The organism is Variovorax sp. GW821-FHT09B01, assembly GCF_059418345.1.
In genome coordinates this window covers 1,033,520-1,053,450 of record NZ_JBWKPQ010000001.1, presented here as the reverse complement: position 1 = coordinate 1,053,450, position 19,931 = coordinate 1,033,520, and the positions used below count along the sequence as shown (strand labels likewise).

Here is a 19,931-nt window from a genome sequence, read left to right as displayed (position 1 = left end):
GGGCCTTACTTGGCCAACCCGACCGGCATGCTCGCCAGCGAAATCTCTTCGGCTTGCATCTGCCCCGACGCCGGTGCCTGCGCCACGGCCGCCCGCTCGCGCTGCACCGCGAGGTAGAGGCAGGCCATCGTGACGACGACCACCACCAGCGACACGAGCACGGTCCACGTGGCGAGCGATGCCTCCTTGTGGCCGCCGCCATCCGCGATCCAGTTCTTTTGCGCCACAGCCATTTTGGGAACCTCCAGGAATATGGCCGCAATGATCGCGAGGGGCGCCGGGGGAGGCACGTCGGACGGCGCCGATGGCGCATGTAACTGAATGCCTCCTGCGGCTGGCGGCGGCGTGCTCAGTCGGCTGCGACCAGCTTGAGCCCGATCACGCCCGCGAGGATCAGCGCGATGCACAGCAGCCGCAGCGGCGCCGCCGAATCGCCGAGCGCGAGCACGCCGACGATCGCGGTGCCCGCCGCGCCGATGCCGGTCCAGACCGCGTAGCCGGTGCCCATCGGCAGGGTGCGCATCGAGAACGACAGCAGCACCACGCTCGACAGCCCTGTGGCGACCGTGAACAGGGCCGGCACCAGCCGCGTGAAGCCCTCGGAGGACTTCATCGCGAAGGCGAAGGCGATTTCCAGCAGCCCGGCGATGCCGAGCAGGGTCCAGGCCACGCTCAGGCCTTGGCTGCGGCCGCGGCTGCGGCCGGCGTGGCGCGGAAGGTCACGCCGAGGCGGTTGAAGGCGTTCATCAGGCCGATGGCATAGGTCAGGTCGACCAGTTCCTTCTCGCTGAATTCGGCGCTGGCGGCCTGGTAGTCGGCATCGGGCACGCCGGTGTCGGCCACGCGCGTCACCGATTCCGACCAGGCCAGCGCGGCGCGTTCGCGCGCGCTGAACACGGCGCCGGCCTCGTGCCACACCGGCACCAGCACCAGCTTGTCGACGGGCAGGCCGCCCTTGAGCAGGTCGCGCGAATGCATGTCGATGCAGTAGGCGCAGCCGTTGATCTGCGAGACGCGCAGGTAGACGAGGTCGACCAGTTCCTTGGGCAGGCCGCTCTTCTGGAGCGCGGCGTACACCCCGCCGAAGGCCTTGTAGCCTTCGGGCGAAACCTTGGCGTAGTCGATGCGATGGGTCATGACGGATCCTCTGGAAGCAATGTGCGTTGAATGAAGAACCGTATGGTGCCGCGGCTTGGTCTACTTCAGAAGAGCCATGATCCACCTTGCGTTCTAGGCCATGATCCGGACGCGGCGCTTCACATCAGCGGCAGGATCCGCCGTGCGAGCCGTTCGGCCGTGGCGGTGGAATCGACGTTCGTGAAGGCCACCATCAGCGCGGGCGCGATGTCCCGGTCGACGGCCCAGTCGGTCAGCGCCTCCGCGAACAGGCCCTCTTCGCGCATGCGCGCGACCAGCCGGCGGTCGGAGCGCCGGCCCTGCAGCCGCAGGATCAGGTGCATGCCGCCGGGCTGCTCGTCGATGCGCACCTTGGCGCCGAGCACGCGCTCGAGGCCGATGCGGGTGGCGTCGCGGCGCTCGGCATAGAGCCTGCGCATGCGCTGGATGTGGCGCGCGAAATGCCCTTCGGCGATGAAGTCGGCGACGATGGCCTGCGTGAGCTGCGGGCTGCCGCCCGCGAACATCGCCTGGGTCCGTTCGAAGCGCTCGACCTGCGCCTCGGGCACGACGAGGTAGGCCAGCCGCAGGCTCGGGAACAGCACCTTGCTGAAGGTGCCGGCATAGATCACGCGGCCGTCGCGGTCCAGGCTCTTGAGCGCGGGCAGCGGACGGCTGGCATAGCGGTACTCGCCGTCGTAGTCGTCCTCGACGATCCACGACTGGTTGCGCCGGGCCCAGTCGAGCAGCGCGAGCCGGCGCGGCAGCGACAGCGAGACGCACAGCGGGCTCTGGTGCGCGGGCGTGACCACCGCGGCGCGCGCCTTCGGGGCCAGCCGCAGGCCCTCGGCCACCACCAGGCCCTCGGCGTCCACCGGCACCGCCACGCCCGCGAGCCGCATCGCGGCCAGCAGTTCGCGCGTGGGCGGATAGCCGGGGTTCTCGAACCACACGCGGTCAGCGGGCTTGAGCAGCGCCTGCGCGACCAGCTCGAGCGTGTGGCGGTAGCCCGAGGTGAGAAAGACCTGCGAAGGCGCGCAGTCGATGCCGCGCGACACATGCAGGTAGGCGGCGATCCCGGCGCGCAGCGCGGGCAGGCCCGGCACGGCCGGATGCGTCATGTCGATCGGCTGCATCGCGCGTGCGGCGCGTGCGCCCAGCCGCGCCCAGATCTTGCGCGGGAAGACGTCGAGCGCGGGCAGGCCCATCTGGAACGGCAGGATCGAATCGGGCCGGAAGCTCGGCGTGTAGGGGCGGGCCGCGGGCGCCGGCTGCTCGCGCGCGACCGGCATGCGCGGGCGCAGGCTCGGCGACACCACCGTGCCCGCCTGCCCGCGCGCCTGGATGTAGCCCTCGGCCGCGAGCAGGCCGTAGGCGGCATCGATGGTGCCGCGCGCCAGGCCGAGTTCCTGCGTGAGCGCGCGTGCCGAGGGGATGCGATCGCCGGGGTTCAGCGTGCCGCTCGCGATCGCGTTGCGAAAGCGCCCGTAGATCTGCCGGTAGTAGGGCTCCGGCGACTTCGGGTCCAGCGGCGAGAGATGGGTGAGGGTCCCTGCGGCCATGGCGTGCTCGAGGAGAGAAGAAGGTGCGCGGGATCGTAGCACTGGGCCATCGATCATGGTCCATTCGAGATGTTGATTCATGGCTCTTCATGGCAGGCCATGCGATTCCTAGAATCGCCGCCATCACATCATGGGGAGCGAACGATGAACATCCTGCACCTGGACTGCAGCCCGCGCGGACAAGACTCCGAGAGCCGCCGGCTCTCGCACAGGATCGTCGAGCACCTTCGCAAGCAAGCGCCCGCGGCGCTGCTCGTGCGGCGCGCGATCGGCGACGGCGGCCTCGCGCACATCGACGCCAACTACGCATCGGGGCAGCACTCGGCCACGGCCGAGGTCGCGCCGCGCGGCGCGGTCGCGACTTCCGATGCCCTGATCGAGGAACTCGAGAAGGCCGACGTGGTGGTCATCGGCACGCCGATGCACAACCTGAGCCTGCCCTCGGTGCTCAAGGCCTGGATCGACCATGTGGTGCGCGCGCGCCGCACCTTCCGCATGACGCCCGAAGGCAAGGTCGGCATGTTGCGCGACCGGCCCGTGTTCATCGCGATCGCCTCGGGCGGCCGCTTCTCGGGCGAGCGGGCGCGGCAGCCCGATTTCCTCACGCCCTATCTGCGCGCGATCCTCGGCAGCATCGGGCTGACCGAACTGCACTTCTTCTCGGTGCAGGGCACGGGACTGGGCGAGGCGGCCGTGGCCGAGGCGAGGTCCGCGGCGGACCTCGCGCTCGCGGCGCACTTCGCGAACTAGTTCAGTCTCAGGCGAACATCGCGCGCGAGATGCCCGCGCGCCGCAGCATGGCCTCGAACACCAGCCGGTTCACCGGGCCGCGTCCCGCGACGCGCGTGGCCGGCACGGTCTCGAGGATCTCGGCGGGAATCGCACGGTTGGCCCCGCGGCCGGCATCGGACGCGAGCTGGATCTCGCAGGCGCGCTGCAGGGTCCACAGGCGGTTGAAGGCGGTCGGGATGTCGGGCCCCGCGGTCAGCAGCCCGTGGTTGCGCAGGATCAGGTGGTTGGCCTGGCCGAGCGAGCGCACCAGCCGCGGCTGCTCGTCGAGGTTCGTGGTCACGCCTTCGTAGTCGTGGTAGGCCACGTCGCCGTACATCATCGCGCTGTAGAAGTTGTCGTGTCGCAGGCCCTCTTCCTTCGACGCGACGGCGCAGCCCGCGGTGGTGTGCACGTGCATGATGCAGTGCGCATCGGGCCGCGCGGCATGCACCGCGCTGTGGATCACGAAGCCCGCCTTGTTGACCGTGTAGGCGCTCTCGCTTTGCGAGTTGCCGCCGATGTCGGTGCAGATCAGGTTCCGTGGCGTGACCTCGGCGTAGTGCAGGCCGAAGGGGTTGATGAGGTAGCGCGCTTCCGACCCCTCGCCGGCCTCGTCCACGCGCAGCGTGATGTGGTTGAAGATCAGCTCGGTCCAGCCGAGGTGGTCGAACAGCCGGTAGCAGCAGGCCAGGTCGAGCCGGGCAGTCCATTCGGCGGCCGGCATGCCGGCCGGCGCGGGGGGAGCGGGTGGGGCCGAGGCCGCATCCATCGTCATTCGTGTGTCTCCTGGGTTCTTCGTTCGGATCGGGAGGGTGTGCTGGTCAGTCGACGGTGGCGCCGGTGGACTTGATGACCGCACCCCAGCGGTTCACTTCCTTGTCGATCCAGCGCGAGAAATCCTCGGGCGAGCCGGCCACCACGTCGAATTCCAGCTCCCGGAGTTTCGCGCTGATCTCGGGCGAGCGCACGATCTTCACGATCTCGGCATTGAGCCGGTCGATCACGGGCCGCGGCGTGCCGCCGGGCGCGAGGAAACCGACCCACGACGTGGCGACGAAATCGGGGTAGCCCGACTCGACCATCGTCGGCACCTCGGGCACGTTCGCGAAGCGCTTCTCGCCCGTGGTCGCGATCACGCGCAGCCGGCCGTCCTTGACGAACTGCTGCACGTTGCCCGGCACCAGGAAGGCGCTCTGCACGTTGCCGGCCACGAGGTCGACCAGCGCCGGTCCCGCGCCCTTGTACGGCACGTGCGTGATGTCGACCTGCGCGGCCGACTTCAGCATTTCCATCGTGAGGTGCGAGGCGCTGCCCACCGCCACCGAGGCATACGACAGCCCGCCCTTGCGCGCCTTGGCCAGCGCCACGAACTCGGCCGGCGTCTTCGCGGGCAGGTCGGCATTGACCACCAGGTACTGCGGCGAGGTCACGGCCAGCGTGATCGGCGCCAGGTCCTTGCGCGGATCGAAGGGCATCTTGCGGAACAGCGTGGCGTTGATCGCGATCGGCCCGTTGTAGCCCACCAGCAGCGTGTGGCCGTCGGGCGGCGACTTGGCGACGTACTCGGCGCCGATGTTGCCGCCCGCGCCGGGCCGGTTTTCGACGATCACCGGCTGGCCCAGCGCCTCCTGCAGCTTCGGCTGCACCAGCCGCGCCACCGTGTCGTTGGTGCTGCCGGTGATCGGCACGATGATGCGCACCGGCTTGGTGGGCGCCCAGGGCGCGGCGGTGCTGGCGCCGGCCAGTGCGACAAGACCGAGCAGGCTCGTGAATCTCTTCAGGCGGTTCATGGCGTCTCCTTGGCGGGGCTACTTCTGCGGCGCGGGAATGGAGGCGATCACGCCCGCCCACTTGTCCGACTCAGCGTGGATGAAGCTCTTGAAACCGGCCGGCCCGAGGTAGCGCGGTTCGGCCGCGAGTCCGACGATCTGCGACTGCACCTCGGGCTTGGCGACCACGGCCTGGATCGCGCCCGCGAGCTTCTCGATCGCCTCGGGCGGTGCCTTGGCGGGCGCGAACAGGCCCATCCACGCGGTGGCCGAGTAGCCGGGCACGCCGCCCTCGGCGATGGTCGGAATTTCGGGCGCCACCGCGCTGCGCGCGGCGCTGGTCACGCCGAGCGCCACCAGCGCGCCGCTCTTGATGTGCGGATAGGCCGAGGTCAGGTCGACCACCGCCACCGGCAACTGGCCGCCGAGCAGGTCGGTCACCGCGGGGCCGCTGCCGCGGTAGGGCACGGCGACCAGCTTGAGCTTCGCCATGCTGGCCAGCAGTTCGCCCGCGAGGTGTTGCGCGGTGTACTGGCCGGTGGTGCCGTAGCTCGTGCCCTCGGGCGTGGCGCGCGCCTTCTCGATGAAGCCGCGCAGGTCGCGCAGCCCGGTCTTGGCGCCGGCCACCAGCACCAGCGGGATGTCGGCCACCTTCGCGACCGGCGCGAGCTGCTCCTGCGGCTTGAGCGGCGCGGCATCGGGCAGGTTCGGATTGACCACGATCGCGCCGGTGGCGCCCATGCCGATGGTGTAGCCGTCGGGCGCGGACTTCGCCACGCCGATCAGGCCGGTGGCGCCGCCGCCGCCGGGTTTGTTGTCGACCACCACGGGCTGGCCCAGCGCGGTGGAGAGTTCGCGCCCGACGATGCGTGCGATGCCGTCGGCCGAGGCGCCGGGCGCGAAGGGAACGACCAGCGTCACCGGTTTGGAGGGAAATGGTTGGGCGGTGGCAGCGAGGGCGGAAAGCGCGAGGGCGGCGCTCGCGAGCGCACGCGCGTTGAAGCGCGTCGAAAAGATCTTCATGGGGCTTGTCTCCGTGGGTTCTGGATGTCGTCGGCGGACGGCCGGGCTTCGATGGCCCGGTCCTGCCTGTCGCGTGTCGATGTCAGTCGGGCGCGAGGTCCTTGATGTCCTCGCAATGGATCAGCTCTTCGTCGCCCGCGGCGAAGTCGCCGCGCGGCGCGCTCAGGATGCGCAGCTGCACCCAGATGCCGTCGCCCATGTTCTCGACGATCTCGCCGATGGCGCCGCTGCGCAGTTCGAGCCGGCGGCCCGGCTCGAGGTGCATGATGTTCAGCATGAGCGGACCTCAGAAGAACATGGTGAGGTTCTTGGCCAGCAGCACGTTCTGGCCGAGCCGGATCTCGCGCCGCGCGAGCTGCCACCGGCCGTCCACGCGCCGCAGCACGTCGCTGCGCTTGCCGGCGAAGTAGTACTCCTCGTGCTCGCAGCGGTTCTGGTAGATCAGGAAGCCGCTGAGCACCGACACCTCCTGCTGGCCGGCCGCGTTCTCTTCGATCGCGGTGAGCTGCACGTTGGTGACGAGGCGGCACAGCCGCGACAGCGGTTCCTCGGCCCAGTGCACGCCGGTGAGGATCTGCTCGGCGCGCTTGGTCAGGGTCCACTTGCCCTCGTTGAACCAGCTCATGTCCTTCTCGTAGCGGGTCTTCTCGCGCGTCTCGTGCTGGCCGAACTTGACGTTGAACATCATCGGCATGAAGTACACGAGGTCCTCGGCCAGCGTGTCCAGCCATTCGCGGAATCGCCGCTGGTCGAGCATCTCGGCCTCGTCGTAGAGGAACTCCTCGATCTCGCGCTTGAGTTCGTAGTAGCGCGCGTCGCGCGGCGGCCTCGGCGGCGGGCTGGCGACGGCGGTCGGTTCGGTGAGGGTCTCGGTCATCGATGCGTCCTTCGTGGGAGGTTCGGTCAGGAATTCGGTGCGGGCGGGATCGGTCCGCCCTGGTTCGCGAAGCAGCCGACGTCGACCACCGTGCCCGAGACGGTGGCGGCGTCGTCGGACAGCAGGAAGGCCACGGCGTTGGCCAGGTCGCGCCCGGTGGCCGGGCGGCCCGCCACCGTGCCCGTGACCTTGCGGCCCGCGAACAGCGCGGCGTCGCCGCCCACGCGGCCCACGCTCATGCCCGAGACGATGCCGCCGCCACCGGGAATCGCGAGGTTCACGCGGATGCGTTGATGGAAGTGGTCGTAGGCCATCGCGGTGGTGAGCGCGAGCACCGCGCCCTTGCTGGCCGCGTAGGCCGCCATGTTGGGCTTGCCGTGGCCGGCACCCGAGCCGATGTTGACGATCGAGCCGCCGCCCTGCGCGGCCATCGCCGGGATGACGGCGCGCGAGGCGAGGTACACGCCCTTCACGTTGACGGCCAGGATGCGGTCGAACATCTCCTCGCTCGTGTCGAGCACCGTGCCGAGCGGGCCGATGGCGGCGTTGTTGACCAGGCCGTCGATGCGGCCGAAGCGCGACAGCGCGCGTTCGACCACGCGTGCGACATCCGCGGCGCTGGACACATCGGCCTCGAGCACCTCGATGCGCTCGGCCAGGCCCGCGGCCTCGGCCGCGGCGCGCACGCCCTCGAGGCCCTGCGCGGTGCTCGAGACCTGTGGCTGCGCGAGCCCGAAGGCCAGCACGCGGTGGCCGCGCCGGGCCAGTTCGAGCGCGATGGCTTCGCCGAGGCCGAAGGTGCCGCCGGTGACGAGGGTGACGGGCTGGTGCGCCATGCCTGTTGATTCCGCGGCCGTCATCCGGCGAAGCTCGCCGCGCCGGTGTCGTGGCGGCCCAGCAGGGTGTCCCAGTCGGCGCCGTCCATGTAGTCGCGCCAGCGGCGGTAGAACTGGCGCGGGTTCTCCTCGCTGACCTGCAGGCTCACGTTGCCGGGCACCGGGCCCTCGGTCGTGACCTTGCCCATCGACTGCTGGTAGTTGTAGGGGTAGCGCTTGGCGATCGTGCCGCGGCTGCCGGCGGTGGCGTAGTTCCAGTTCTCCATGTCGTCCTGCTCGGTCATGCCGGCCGGGCCCGAGTAGCGCATGTAGTAGGTGCGCAGGAAGTCCTTCACCTCCTGCGGCGCGTCGGCGTCGACCAGGAAGAAGCGCCAGGCCTCGGTCGACTCCGGCCCGTTGGGATGCCACACGCAGAGGTTGCGCGGCTGCTTGCCGTGGAACGAGGTGTTCGGATAGATGGTGCCGACGAAGGGCACCAGCCGGTTCTTCTCGGCGCCGAGCCGGCGCTTGCGCTCCTCGTGGCAATGGCGGAAGTACTCGGCGATCACCGGGTTGTTCTTGTAGGTGTCGACGAAGGGCGTGTCTTCCGGCAGCAGCGCGCTGTGCACGCCGTGGCCGGCGGGGAAGTTCACCCACAGGTGCTGCGCGTACTCGAGCTCGTTGTCGCGCCGGCCCTTCACGCCGACCTCGGCGCTCGGGCCGATGCCGATCAGGTCGACCGAGCGGTGGCTCACGTTGTGATAGGTGTCGCCGAGGAAGTTCTCGGCCGCGAACTTCCAGTTGCAGGGGATCACCCATTTCTGCACGCCCACCAGCACCTCGGAGCCGCCCTCGCGGCCGTCGCGGCAGTCGAGCGCGAGGTCGAGGTGCGCGCGCGCATCGCCCAGGTAGGTGAGGAAGTCGGGCGCGTCCTTGTCCCAGGTGGCCCACACCGTGCCCTTGTAGATCGCGAGCTGCGCGACCTCGATCAGCGACCAGTTCTCCTTCTCGAGGCAGCCGTCGTAGATGGCCTTGAACTGCGGCACGCCGAACAGCTTGCCCTCGGTGGTGTAGCTCCAGCTGTGATAGGGGCAGGTGAAGAGCTGCGTGTTGCCGTGGTCGTACTGGCACACCTTCATGCCGCGGTGGCGGCAGGAGTTGAGGAACACGTGCACCTTGTTCTTCTTGTCGCGCGTGAGGATCACCGACTCCGCGCCCATGCGCGAGGTGAAGTAGTCGCCGGGCTTGGGGATCTGGCTCTCGTGGCCCACGAAGAGCCAGGCGCGCGTGAACACCTTCTCGAGCTCTTCCTCGTACACGTCCTTGCTCGAGAAGATCTCGCGGCTGATCGTGCCCTGCTTGAGGTCGACCATCCGGTGATAGACCATCGGTGTCGTCGTCGTCATTCGTTGCGTCCTTGTCGTCGTGTGCGTCGGGTGGGGAATCGGAAAGTGGCGCTTCAGTTGAAGCGTTCGCAAAGCATGTCGGCGCGGGCCAGGCCGGCCGAGGCTGCCGCGCTGCGGCCGGCCTCGACCATCGGCGGCGGGCCGCACAGGTAGATGCGCGTGGCGGGATCGAGCGCGAGCGTGCCGATCAGGTCGGTGGCATAGCCGCCATGGCAGGCGTCGCCGGGCTCGGCCTCGGCGGCCAGGCGCACCTCGAGCGCCGGCAGCCGTTGCTTGAGCTGTTCGATCCGCTCGAGCGCGAACAGGTGGGCGCCGGTGCGCACGCCGAGCAGCAGCGTGGTCGGCTGCATCGACGCGCCTTCGCGCGCGGCGATCGCCTCGAGCATCGAGAGGAAGGGCGCGAGCCCGGTGCCGCCGGCCACGAACAGGCGTGGCCGCGGTTCCTGGCGCAGGAAGAAGCTGCCGCGCGGCTCGCTGAGTTCGAGCGTGGCGCCGACCGCGGCCGACTGCGCGAGCCAGCTCGAGAAGGCGCCGCCGTCGACCAGCCGCACGTAGAACACCAGCGTGCTGTCGCCCGAGGCATTGGCCATCGAGTAGGAGCGCCAGGCCTCGCTGCCCGCGGCGCGCAGGCGCACGTACTGGCCGGGCTGGAAAGTCACGGGCGCATCGACGCGGACCTCGAGCCGCATCGTCTCCAGCGCCACGCGCTCGAGCGCGCTGACCGTGCCTTCGATCGGCGGCGGCTCCTCGGCCGTGGCCTCGGAGAGGTCGTAGGGCAGTTCGATCACGCAGTCTTCCGCCGTGACGCGCGAGACGCAGCACAAGGTGGCGCCGTCCGCGCGATCGGCATCGGGCAGCACCGCGCGGTCGTAGTCGCCGAGTTCGACGCTGCCGCAGACCAGCTGCGCGGTGCAGGTGCCGCACTGGCCGTTGCTGCAGTCGGTCAGCAGGTTGAGACCGGCTTCGGCGGCCGCGGCAACGACGGTGTCGCCGGGACGCGCGTCGACGCGGCGCGTGCCGCCATCGGCGAAGAGCAGGGTGATCGCGACGCTGGCGCTCATCGGTGGTTCCTTCGGTGCGCCGGTCAGTCGACCTTGAGGTTGGCGTTCTTCGCGAGCGCGGTCCAGCGCGCGATGTCGGCGGCGATCTGCCTGCCGAAGGCCGCGCTGTCCACATGGCCCGGCTCCATGCCGAGGGCCTGCAGCCTCTTCACGGTGTCGGGCTCGGCCAGCACTTCCTTGAGCGCGGCGCGGATGCGGTCCGCCACCTCGGCCGGCGTGCCGGCGGGCGCCACCAGGCCGGTCCAGATCGGCACGTCGTAGCCGGGCGTGCCCGACTCGGCGATGGTCGGCACCTGCGGCAGCACGCTCGAGCGCTTCGCCGTCGTCACGGCCACGGCCTTGAGGCGGCCGGCCTGGATCTGCGGCAGCACCGCCGCGATGTCGAGGAAGCCGAGATCGACCTCGTTGCCCAGCAGTGCGGTGATGACCGGCCCGGTGCCCTTGTAGTTGACGTGCGTGAACTTCGCGCCGCCCTCGCTCGTGTAGAGCTCGGCCGCGAGCTGGAACGAGGACGAGGCCACACCGTGGTTGAGGCCGCCGGCCGGCGCCTTGGCCGCGAGCGCCTTGAGCTCGGCCATGGTCTTGGCGCTCGACGCGGCGTTGGTCGTCACCACCAGCGGGAACGAGCCCAGCAGCGCCACCGGCTGGAAATCCTTGACCGGGTCGTAGGGCAGCTTGCCGTAGACCGCCGGGTTCACCGTCATCGCGCCCGACGAGGCCACGAACAGCGTGTAGCCGTCGGCCGGCGCCTTGGCCACCAGCTCGGCCGCAATGATCGAGTTGGCACCCGCGCGGTTGTCGACCACGAAGGACTGCTTGAGCCGCTCCGAGAGCTTGACCGAGATCAGCCGGGCCAGGATGTCGTTGGTGCCGCCGGGCGCGAAGCCGACCACCACGCGCACCGGCTTGTCGGGGTAGGCGGCCTGCGCGGGTGCGGCCAGGGCTGCAAGAAAGAGGGAGGCGGCCGCCAGCAACGAGCGGCCGCGGAGGCGGGAAGGGGTGGCGGGGTTCATCGTGTCTCCAATCGCTTTTTTGATGGTTGATTGTCCGTTGTATGGACTGTGCGCTCATTATACGGACAAGATTCGATCGCGCAATCGGGCCGCGCCGGCGCGGCCGTGCGGCGCGGGGAGGGGATCGGACGGGAAGCGAAAATGCCGCGATGCAAAGCGACAACACAGGAGGGGCCATGGAGCCGAAGGAGAAGAACTCGGAGAACGTGCGCGCGGTCAACCGCGCCCTCGACATCCTTCTGGCGTTCACCAAGGACGACGCCGAGCTCACCGCCGGCGAGCTGCTGCAGCGCGTGGACCTGAGCCGGCCCACGCTCTACCGCATCCTCTACACGCTAGAGACCAAGGGCTTCATCGTCTCGGTCGGCGACCCGCAGCGCTTCCGGCTCGGGCCCTCGGTGGCGCGGTTGTCGCACGTGTGGACCGAGACGCTGGACCTGTCGGCGCTGGCCGAATCGATCATGCGCGGGCTGTGGAGCGAGACCCGCGAGACCGTCGCGATGTTCGTGGCGCAGGGCGAGATGCGCCTGTGCCTGGCCGAGATGCCGAGCCCGCAGCCGCTGAACTTCAAGCGCGGCGTCGGCTACACCGAGCGCATCGCGCGCGGCGCCAGCGGCCGCGCGATCCTGGCCTTCATGCCCGCGGCCGACGAGGGCCTCGCGCACTACACCAAGGACCTGAAGATCGACCTCAAGAAACTGCGCGCCGAACTCGAACGCACGCGCGAGCGCGGCTATGCCGTGAGCCGCGACGAACTGATCGAAGGCGCCGTGGCCGTGGCCGCGCCGTTCTACAACGGCCGCGGCGTCGCGGGATCGATCGGCATCTTCGGCCCGGCCGCACGCATCGGCGAGGGGCATGTGGAGGCGCTGGGGCGGCAGGTGGTCGCGGCTTGCGCGCGGCTGTCGCAGGCGTTGGGGGTGAAGGGGGCGGGGGAGGCTCCTTAACGTTAGCCTCTTTTTGTGTCCTGTTTGATGGACATTTAGGAGTTTTCTCCTCAAAATGTGGCGCATGCAGGACAAAATCCGGCTACCTATCGAGCTCGGCCAAGCCATTCAACGTGCGCGCAAGGAAGGCCGCCTGAAGGCGACCGACATCGCCGCGCGCTCCGGCCGCGCGCGCAACGTGCTCTACCGGCTGGAGCGCGGGGAGGACATCACCGTCGCGTCGCTGCTGGACATCCTGCGCGCCATGGATCTCACGATCCGCCTGGAGCGCCTGGGCATGCCCACGCTGGAGGAAGTCACACAGCGCTTCGGGCAGGACGAGGACGACGACGATGCTTCCTGACAAGATCAGGCAGCTCGAGGTCGAGATCGCCGGCGCGCCGGCCGGCCAACTGCTCAAGCATTCGATCTACGAGTTCCGGTACCTGGACAGTCGCGCGGAGCAGCCCTCGGTCGCGTTGCTCATGCCGCCGACCCGGCCGACCTACCAGGACGGCAATCTCTTCGCGGTGATGGACCAGAACCTGCCCGAGGGCGATCTGTACCTGCGGCTGCGCGCGATGTTTCCGAAGCAGGAGCTGACCCCGATGCACCTGCTCGCGGTGGTGGGGTCGAACGGCATCGGCCGACTGGGCTTCCGGCTGCCCGGGGCGCCGGCGCTCGCCGCGCCCCGGCTCATCGACCGCCAGACCCTGCTGGCCACCCGCTACACGCCCGAGGTGTTCGACGAACTGGTGCGGGCCTACCTGAGCACCGGCGCAGGCATCGGCGGCATGCAGCCGAAGATCATGGTGCCCGACCGGATCAGCGTTCCGGTGCCCACCATCATCGTGAAGGCGGCCGCGCCGTCCTACCCCGGGCTGTCGGCCAACGAATTCCTGTGCCTGACGGCGGCCGGCCACGCGGGCATCGAGACACCCACCTTCGACCTCTCGGACGACGGACAGCTGCTGCTGGTCGACCGCTTCGACATCGCGGCCGACGGCTCCCGCATCGCCTTCGAGGACATCGCGGCGCTGATGGGCCTTCGCGTGCGCGACATCCAGTCCGATCGGAAGTACCACGGGAGCTACCAGCGCATCGCCGAGCTGATGCAATACCTCCAGCTGCCGAGCGAGAACCTCGAGCGCTTCTTCGAGCAGGTCGCGTTCAGCGTCATGGTGCGCAACGGCGACGGCCACCTCAAGAACTACGGCCTGCTCTATACCTCGGCCGCCGACTGCCGCCTCGCACCGATGTTCGACGTGGTGACGACCGCGCTCTACCGGTACACGCGCTACGAAGGCGGACCCGAGCTCGAGGACCGCACGCTGGCGCTCAAGCTCTTCGCCGGCAAGGGCGGCACCAAGGCCTATCCGACGACCGAGGAACTGCGGATATTCGGCAGCAAGGTCTGCGGGGTCGCGAAGCCGGAACGCGTGCTCGCGCGAATTGGCGAGGGAATGGGCAAGACGCTGGACCTGGCGACCCGCGACCCGCGGATTCCGAAGGACCTGCTGGCGCAGATGCGAAGCATCTGGACCGATGGCATGGCCCATGCCAAGGCGCGGTAACTCGCTGAGAACGATCAACCTCCAGGCACAGGGGGAAGGCGGGCAGTGCCCGCCCGCCCCACCCGCATCACTGCCATGAGGCCGTCACAAACATCCGTAGGATGTCCGGACTCATACAAAGAGGGAGTTCGTGATGGCAGGGAGACGATGCGCTCCTCCGGCTTGGCTCGGAGTGGCGATGCTGCTGACCGCCTGTGGCGGCGGTGGGGGTGGTGGCGGGTTTCCGATGATCGCGCCGCCCGCGGCCGTGGCGCCGCCGGCCGCAGTGCCGGAACCGGCGCCGGAGCCCGAGGCCGATCCGATGGCGATCACGCCCTACACCTACCAACTGGGCGCGCAGGACATCAGCGATCCGAAGGCCCTGCTGGCGGAGCTGCACAGCACCCGGATGAGCGGCTTCCTGGTCTACCTTTCCTTCGGCATCCATGACCTGGTCAAGGGCGAGCAGAGAGCTCTCTATCAGAAGAAGGGCAACGCGGCCGGCTACGAGCATCGGATCCGGCCCATGAACGAGGCCAGGACCCTGGCCAGTATGCAGTCGCAGGGCGCCGAGGGCTATCGGATCACGGGCGACCAGTTCATCGAGACGGAGTTCAACGCGATCCTGAGCAAGGCCACCGACAGCAGCACGACCTACGAATTCGTCGATACCGGCATCGTGTCGGGGCTGGACGGTATCCCGTCGAATCTCCTGGCCACGTTCAACAAGCTGGGACAGCAGGGCTATTGCGCGTTCGATTCCATCTACCCGGATGGCAAGCTGGTGCTGGGGCGCGAAGTGCCCACCTCGGCGCGCTGCGTCTTCGAGCTGGTGCCCACGCGCGCGGAGGCCAGCCATCGCGAGAACGTGGAGCAGCTGAACGCGCAGGGCGCCAAGGGCGCGAAGTTCGTCACGGGACTCTCTTCGTCGGGCGAGCCGAAGAACCTGTTCGTCCGGGACGAAACCCAGCGCAGCACCTTCAGCTACCGCATCGTGGACACCTCGTCCTTCGAGGCGCCGACCGCGATCGAGTCGGCCGTGAAGGCGGTCGCGCTGTTCAACCAGGAAGGCGAGACCGGCGCCAAGCCCTATCGGGTATTCAGCGATCCCGGGGGACGGCCGTACACGGTCTTCATGACCGCCCGCGGCTGCAAGGGCCTGCTGTGCTGATCGCCTAGAGCGTCTCCGCCGGATCGAAATCCAGCTCCACCTTCGCCCCATTCGGATCGTGGCAGAACAGCTGCCAGGTCCCCGCGCCCGCCTGCTGCCGCAACTCGTACTTCACGCCCGCCGCGTCGAAGCGCGCCTTCACCGCGCGCAGGTCCTGCGCCGTGAAGGCCATGTGGTCGATCACGCCGGTGCGCTGCGCGGGCACGGGGCGGCCGAAGTACAGGTGCAGCACGGCCTGGGGCCCGCTGCCGTAGAGCCAGGCGCCCGGAAAGCCGAGGTCGGGCCGGTGGCCCACGCGCAGGCCGAGCAGGCCGGTGTAGAAGTCCAGCGTCTGGCGCTCGTCTTCCGCGGTGACGGTGAAGTGGTTCATGCCGACGATCACGGGCGTTCTCCTTGCATAGTGTTAACAGGCCCTAGGCCAGCAGAACCAAGGCGCCGATGCTGGCGCGCGATTCGAGGCGTTCATGGGCGCGCGCCGCGGCATCGAGCGCGAAGCGTTCGATCGGCGGTTTGCGGATGGCGCCGCTGGCGAGCGCATCCCACAGGCGCTGCGCGCGCTCGGCCAGCTGCGCGGGCGTGGCGACATAGTCGAACACCACGGGCCGCGAGAAGCTCAGCGACTTGGCGATCAGCAGGTCGGGCGGCAGCGCGGCCAGCACGCCGCTGGCCTGGCCGAGGCTGATCCAGTGGCCGCGGCGCGCGAGCGCCGCATGGTTCTCGGCACGCGCGGCCTCGCCGAGGCCGTCGACCAGCACGTCGACGCCGCCGCAGGCGCGCTGCACCGCATCGGCGAAGCGGTAGTCGCGCGTGACGATCACGTGCTCGCAGCCATGGTCGCGCGCGATGCGCGCCTTCTCCTCGCTCGAGACGGTGCCCACCACCACCGCGCCGAGGCTGCGCGCCCACGAACACAGCAGCAGGCCGACACCGCCGGCCGCGGCATGCACGAGGATGCGCGTGCCGCGCTGCACGCGGCCGAGGTCGCGCAGCAGGTAGTCGGCCGTGAGGCCCTTGAGCAGCAGCGCCGCGGCCTCGTCGTCCTCGACGGCCGCGGGCAGCCGCACCACCCAGTCCGCGGGCACCGAGCGCACGCTGCGGTAGGCGCCGGGCACGGGCCCGAGGTAGGCCACGCGATCGCCGGGAAAGAGGCCGCTGACGCCGGGGCCGACATCGATCACGCTGCCGGCCGCCTCCATGCCGGGCACGCCGGGCGCGCCCTCCGACACCGGCAGCATCGACGGCATCCAGCCGCGGCGCAGGTAGACGTCGAGGAAGTTCACGCCGATCGCACGCTGGCGGATGCGCACCTCGCCCTCGGCGGGCGCTGCCGCTTCGTCGTCGCGCGGCCGCAGGACCTCGGGGCCGCCATAGGCTTCGAGGCCCACGCTGCGCCGCGGCAGCGCGAGCGCGGCCGATGCGGCGATGCCCGCGGAAGACGTGGGCGCCCCGCGCTCGAGGTAGCGCCGCAGGTTCTCGAACCCCGCCTCGTAGACGCCGCGCGCCACCGTGTCGCGCAGCTCGCGCTCGCGGCCCGGCGGCGTGGCGAAGGTCGATTCCCAATGCCAGAAGGTGCGGTTGCCGTCGGTCACGGGCTTCAGGGTGACGGTGGCCACGTAGCGCTGCAGCGGCAGGGTGGCCTCGACGATGCAGTAGGTGCTTTTGTGTTCGCTGTCCGACAGGCTCAGCAGCTGCTCGCGGATGCGGTTGCCGTCGCGCAGCGTGAAGCTGCGCACGCAGCCCACCTGGTCGCCGCGCTCGTCGCCCTCGATGCGGCTGGCCTCCACCACCTCGTGCCAGTCGGCATGGCTGTTGAAGTCGCGCAGCACCGCCCACACGCGCTCGATCGGCGCGTCGATGACGGTGGAGCGCACGACCCGCTGCAGCATCAGCGTCCTCCGAAGTGCCGCTTCAGCGCATCGAAGCCGCCCTGGAACACGCCCTCGCCGATCGAGTCGGCCAGCTCGCGCTCGCGGTGTTCCTCGCAGTCGAACTCGGCGCTCCATTCGGCGAAGCAGCGCCCGCCGTCGGTCACCGGCGTGAGCTTGAGCGTCGCCGTGTAGTGGCTCACGCCCATCGGGCTCTCGAGGATCTCGTAGCTGCAGCTGTAGTCGTAGTCCGAGAGCGCGAGCAGCCGTTCGCGGATCATGCCGCCGTCGCGCAGGTGGAAATGGCGGATGCAGCCCACGCGGTCGGCCGGCTGGTTGTTCTCGATCCGGCTGTCGGCGATCAGCGGATGCCACTGCGGCAGGCCGTTGAAGTCGCGCACGCGCGCCCACACGTTGTCGGCGCTCGCGTCGATCACGCTCGAGACGTAGACGTTCACCATGCCTTATTCCTTGGGCGTGCCGGCGCCCAGCGCGGCACGCGCGCCGCTGCTCTCGTTGACCAGCTTCTGGATGTCGCCGCCCTCGATGCCGATCTCGCGCAGCAGCTGGTCGACCAGCGGTGCCTGGGCACGGAAACGCAGCGCCGAATTGACCAGCCCGTCGGCGAAGTTGCCGCCGCCCTCGGCATTGCGCGCCCCGCCCGAGGAGCCACCGAAGCCGTCGACCTGCAGGATCTTGATGCCCTCGATGCGCTCCATCGGCCGCACCGACTCGCGGATGATGCCCTCGGCCTTCTCCACCAGCCGCATGCGCAGGGCAGACATGCGCGCCTCGGGCGTGAGCATGTTGTGCGCCTCGTTCATCCAGCGCGCGGCCTCGGCCTCGATCTCGGCGCGCACGCGCGTGGCATCGGCGCGGATCTTCTCGGCGTCGGCATCGGCCTCGGCCTGGGCGCGCAGCGCGGCGCCGCGGTGCGCGCTCGCGTCGTGCTCGGCCTGCGCCGCGGAGGTCAGCCGCAGCGCCTCGCGCTCGGCGATCAGCGCGGCCGCGATCAACTCGATGGTCTTCTTGCGCTCGGCGCTCTCGACCTCGCGTGCCGTGAACACCTTCTCCTCGGCCGTCACGGCCTGGGCGCGCGCGGCCTCGGCTTCGGCCTGGGCCTCGCTCTGCGCCTTGCTCTCGCGCGCCACGGCGATCGAGCGCTGCTGCTCGGCCAGCTCGAGCGAGGTGCGGCGCTCGAGCTCGGCGCTCTGGATCGCGCGCTCCTTGCCGATGCGCTCCTCCTCGAGGGTCTGCTCGGAGCGGATGCGCGCCGCATCGATGCTCTGGCGCGCCGCGATCTGCGCGCTCTCGGCATGCTGCTCGCGCTGCGCGCGCTCGATCGCCACCTCGGCGCGCTGGCGCGAGCGCGCCATCTCGACCTCGCGCTGCTGCGTCAGCCGCGCATGCTCGCTCTCGCGGTCGATCTCCAGCGACAGCTTCTCGGCCTCGAGGTTCTTGTTGCGGATCGCGATCAGCGTGTCCTGCTCGACGTCGTTGCGCTGCTTCTTGCGGTGCTCGATCTGCTCGGTCAGCCGCGTCAGGCCTTCCGCGTCGAAGGCATTGCTCGGGTTGAAGAACTCCATGCCGGTCTGGTCGAGCTGCGTGAGCGAGGCGGCCTCGAGCTCGAGGCCGTTGTTGGTCAGGTCCTCGGCCACTGCCTCGCGCACCCGCTTGACGTAGGCGCCGCGCTTCTCGTGCAGCTCCTCCATCGTCATCTCGGCCGCGGCGGTGCGCAGCGCGTCGACGAACTTGCCCTCGACCAGCTCCTTGAGCTGCTCGGGTTCCATGGTGCGCAGGCCCAGCGTCTGCGCGGCCACCGCCACCGACTCGGCCTTCGCCGCCACGCGCACGTAGAACTCGGCGATCACGTCCACGCGCATGCGGTCCTTGGTGATCAGCGCCTTGTCGCGCCCGCGGCTGACCTCCAGCCGCAGCGTGTTCATGTTGACCGGGATCACGTCGTGCACGATCGGCAGCACGAAGGCGCCGCCGTCGAGCACCACCTTCTGGCCGCCGAGGCCGGTGCGCACGAAGGCGCGTTCCTTGGAACTGCGCAGGTAGAGCCAGTGCAGCAGCAGGACGACGATCGCGACCGCGATCGCCACCACCAGCAGCCCGAGGATGAAACTTCCGAATTGAGAACCTGACATGGATGTCGTCTCCTGGTTTATCGCGTGATCTGAACGAAGCGGCGCGTGGTCTCGGTCAGCGCCACCTCCGCGGGCAGGCGCTCCATCGAGCTGGCGCCATAGAAGCCGTCGCAGGCGGGGCAGCGCGCGAGCACGTACTGCGCATCCTCCGGCGTGGCGATGGGGCCGCCGTGAAAGAGCACGATCACCCCGGGGTTCACTTCCTGCGCGGCCGCGGCCCAGCGGTTGATCAGCGGCACGCAGTCGTCGAGCTTCAGCGACGTCTCGGCGCCGATCGCACCGCCCGTGGTCAGGCCCAGGTGGCAGACCACGATGTCGGCGCCCGCACCAGCCATGGCGCGCGCATCGGCCTCGCTGAAGACATAGGGCGTGGTCAGCAGGTCGAGGGCGCGCGCTCGCGCCACGAGCTCGACCTCGAGGCCGTAGCCCATGCCGGTCTCCTCGAGGTTGGCGCGGAAGGTGCCGTCGATCAGGCCCACGGTCGGAAAGTTCTGGATGCCCGAGAAGCCGAGCGCGATCAGCCGGTGCAGGAACTCGTCGGGGATCATGAACGGGTCGGTGCCGTTCACGCCCGCGAGCACCGGCGTGTGCTTCACCACCGGCAGCACCTCGCGCGCCATCTCGCAGACGATCTCGTTGGCATTGCCGTAGGCCATCAGCCCCGCGAGCGAGCCGCGCCCGGCCATGCGGTAGCGGCCCGAGTTGTAGATCACGATCAGGTCGATGCCGCCGGCTTCCTCGCACTTGGCCGACAGGCCGGTACCGGCGCCGCCGCCGATCAGCGGCCGGCCCGAGGCGATCTTGGCGCGGAAGCGCTCCAGCAGCGCGGTGCGTGAGATGCGGGTCATGG

General features: G+C 69.7%; 23 protein-coding genes. 5 read left to right on the top strand and 18 right to left on the bottom strand.

Going from position 1 to position 19,931, the window contains the following annotated elements:
- Nucleotides 1-5: 5 nt before the first annotated feature.
- The 4 genes from AC07RV_RS04535 to pdxR all read right to left on the bottom strand — a co-directional run bounded on the left by AC07RV_RS04535 (nt 6) and on the right by pdxR (nt 2,678).
- Nucleotides 6-233, bottom strand: a complete 228-nt coding sequence (locus AC07RV_RS04535) for a hypothetical protein (RefSeq protein ID WP_296785675.1) — start codon at nt 231-233, stop codon at nt 6-8.
- A 116-nt stretch (nt 234-349) separates the two neighbouring features.
- On the bottom strand, nt 350-670 hold the full coding sequence (locus AC07RV_RS04530) for a DMT family transporter (protein ID WP_093352546.1): 321 nt from the start codon (nt 668-670) through the stop codon (nt 350-352).
- Between the two features lie 2 nt (nt 671-672).
- The gene (locus tag AC07RV_RS04525; RefSeq protein ID WP_296785654.1) at nt 673-1,137 is read right to left on the bottom strand and encodes a carboxymuconolactone decarboxylase family protein; all 465 of its coding nucleotides are present in this window, start codon (nt 1,135-1,137) and stop codon (nt 673-675) included.
- A 119-nt stretch (nt 1,138-1,256) separates the two neighbouring features.
- A complete protein-coding gene (gene pdxR / locus AC07RV_RS04520) occupies nt 1,257-2,678 on the bottom strand; it encodes a MocR-like pyridoxine biosynthesis transcription factor PdxR (protein WP_296785651.1) in 1,422 nt (473 codons plus the stop codon).
- 144 nt (nt 2,679-2,822) lie between these two features.
- On the opposite strand from pdxR, the gene AC07RV_RS04515 reads away from it, so the two are divergent.
- Nucleotides 2,823-3,428: an FMN-dependent NADH-azoreductase gene (locus tag AC07RV_RS04515; RefSeq protein WP_296785649.1), complete on the top strand. Its 606-nt coding sequence runs from the start codon at nt 2,823-2,825 to the stop codon at nt 3,426-3,428.
- A 7-nt stretch (nt 3,429-3,435) separates the two neighbouring features.
- Here AC07RV_RS04515 and AC07RV_RS04510 read toward each other — a convergent pair whose 3' ends face one another.
- The 9 genes from AC07RV_RS04510 to AC07RV_RS04470 form a co-directional block, all read right to left on the bottom strand.
- A complete protein-coding gene (locus AC07RV_RS04510; protein WP_296785646.1) occupies nt 3,436-4,224 on the bottom strand; it encodes a class II aldolase/adducin family protein in 789 nt (262 codons plus the stop codon).
- Nucleotides 4,225-4,270: 46 nt separating this feature from the next.
- Nucleotides 4,271-5,239, bottom strand: a complete 969-nt coding sequence (locus AC07RV_RS04505; protein WP_296785641.1) for a Bug family tripartite tricarboxylate transporter substrate binding protein — start codon at nt 5,237-5,239, stop codon at nt 4,271-4,273.
- An 18-nt stretch (nt 5,240-5,257) separates the two neighbouring features.
- Nucleotides 5,258-6,241, bottom strand: a complete 984-nt coding sequence (locus AC07RV_RS04500) for a Bug family tripartite tricarboxylate transporter substrate binding protein (protein WP_296785639.1) — start codon at nt 6,239-6,241, stop codon at nt 5,258-5,260.
- Between the two features lie 82 nt (nt 6,242-6,323).
- On the bottom strand, nt 6,324-6,518 hold the full coding sequence (locus AC07RV_RS04495) for a hypothetical protein (protein WP_057592675.1): 195 nt from the start codon (nt 6,516-6,518) through the stop codon (nt 6,324-6,326).
- Between the two features lie 9 nt (nt 6,519-6,527).
- Nucleotides 6,528-7,118 (bottom strand): 3-phenylpropionate/cinnamic acid dioxygenase subunit beta, encoded by a 591-nt coding sequence (locus AC07RV_RS04490; RefSeq protein ID WP_203207008.1) that lies wholly within the window; start codon nt 7,116-7,118, stop codon nt 6,528-6,530.
- 26 nt (nt 7,119-7,144) lie between these two features.
- Complete coding sequence (locus tag AC07RV_RS04485; RefSeq protein ID WP_296785631.1) at nt 7,145-7,954, bottom strand: SDR family NAD(P)-dependent oxidoreductase; 810 nt, start codon at nt 7,952-7,954, stop codon at nt 7,145-7,147.
- Between the two features lie 20 nt (nt 7,955-7,974).
- Complete coding sequence (locus AC07RV_RS04480) at nt 7,975-9,339, bottom strand: aromatic ring-hydroxylating oxygenase subunit alpha (RefSeq protein ID WP_203207009.1); 1,365 nt, start codon at nt 9,337-9,339, stop codon at nt 7,975-7,977.
- Between the two features lie 53 nt (nt 9,340-9,392).
- Nucleotides 9,393-10,400, bottom strand: a complete 1,008-nt coding sequence (locus tag AC07RV_RS04475; RefSeq protein ID WP_296785621.1) for a 2Fe-2S iron-sulfur cluster-binding protein — start codon at nt 10,398-10,400, stop codon at nt 9,393-9,395.
- 23 nt (nt 10,401-10,423) lie between these two features.
- The gene (locus AC07RV_RS04470) at nt 10,424-11,413 is read right to left on the bottom strand and encodes a Bug family tripartite tricarboxylate transporter substrate binding protein (RefSeq protein WP_296785620.1); all 990 of its coding nucleotides are present in this window, start codon (nt 11,411-11,413) and stop codon (nt 10,424-10,426) included.
- Between the two features lie 176 nt (nt 11,414-11,589).
- Here AC07RV_RS04470 and AC07RV_RS04465 point away from each other — a divergent pair, with 176 nt between their 5' ends.
- The 4 genes from AC07RV_RS04465 to AC07RV_RS04450 all read left to right on the top strand — a co-directional run bounded on the left by AC07RV_RS04465 (nt 11,590) and on the right by AC07RV_RS04450 (nt 15,063).
- Entirely contained in the window at nt 11,590-12,360 is a 771-nt protein-coding gene (locus tag AC07RV_RS04465) for an IclR family transcriptional regulator (RefSeq protein WP_296785613.1), read from the top strand.
- 64 nt (nt 12,361-12,424) lie between these two features.
- Nucleotides 12,425-12,703, top strand: coding sequence for a helix-turn-helix domain-containing protein (locus AC07RV_RS04460; RefSeq protein ID WP_296785610.1), 279 nt, complete (start codon nt 12,425-12,427; stop codon nt 12,701-12,703).
- On the top strand, nt 12,693-13,913 hold the full coding sequence (locus AC07RV_RS04455) for a type II toxin-antitoxin system HipA family toxin (RefSeq protein WP_296785608.1): 1,221 nt from the start codon (nt 12,693-12,695) through the stop codon (nt 13,911-13,913). The genes AC07RV_RS04460 and AC07RV_RS04455 overlap by 11 nt, the downstream gene beginning before the upstream one ends.
- 178 nt (nt 13,914-14,091) lie before the next feature.
- Entirely contained in the window at nt 14,092-15,063 is a 972-nt protein-coding gene (locus AC07RV_RS04450) for a hypothetical protein (protein WP_296785605.1), read from the top strand.
- Between the two features lie 4 nt (nt 15,064-15,067).
- Here AC07RV_RS04450 and AC07RV_RS04445 read toward each other — a convergent pair whose 3' ends face one another.
- The 5 genes from AC07RV_RS04445 to AC07RV_RS04425 are packed head-to-tail and all read right to left on the bottom strand — an operon-like array spanning nt 15,068 to nt 19,929.
- Nucleotides 15,068-15,445: a VOC family protein gene (locus tag AC07RV_RS04445; protein ID WP_208512416.1), complete on the bottom strand. Its 378-nt coding sequence runs from the start codon at nt 15,443-15,445 to the stop codon at nt 15,068-15,070.
- 31 nt (nt 15,446-15,476) lie between these two features.
- On the bottom strand, nt 15,477-16,949 hold the full coding sequence (locus AC07RV_RS04440) for an SRPBCC family protein (RefSeq protein ID WP_296785597.1): 1,473 nt from the start codon (nt 16,947-16,949) through the stop codon (nt 15,477-15,479).
- Complete coding sequence (locus tag AC07RV_RS04435) at nt 16,949-17,389, bottom strand: SRPBCC family protein (protein ID WP_057592685.1); 441 nt, start codon at nt 17,387-17,389, stop codon at nt 16,949-16,951. The genes AC07RV_RS04440 and AC07RV_RS04435 overlap by 1 nt, the downstream gene beginning before the upstream one ends.
- A 3-nt stretch (nt 17,390-17,392) precedes the next feature.
- Entirely contained in the window at nt 17,393-19,081 is a 1,689-nt protein-coding gene (locus tag AC07RV_RS04430; RefSeq protein ID WP_296785594.1) for a flotillin family protein, read from the bottom strand.
- A 17-nt stretch (nt 19,082-19,098) separates the two neighbouring features.
- On the bottom strand, nt 19,099-19,929 hold the full coding sequence (locus tag AC07RV_RS04425; RefSeq protein ID WP_208512419.1) for a phosphoenolpyruvate hydrolase family protein: 831 nt from the start codon (nt 19,927-19,929) through the stop codon (nt 19,099-19,101).
- Nucleotides 19,930-19,931: the final 2 nt, after the last annotated feature.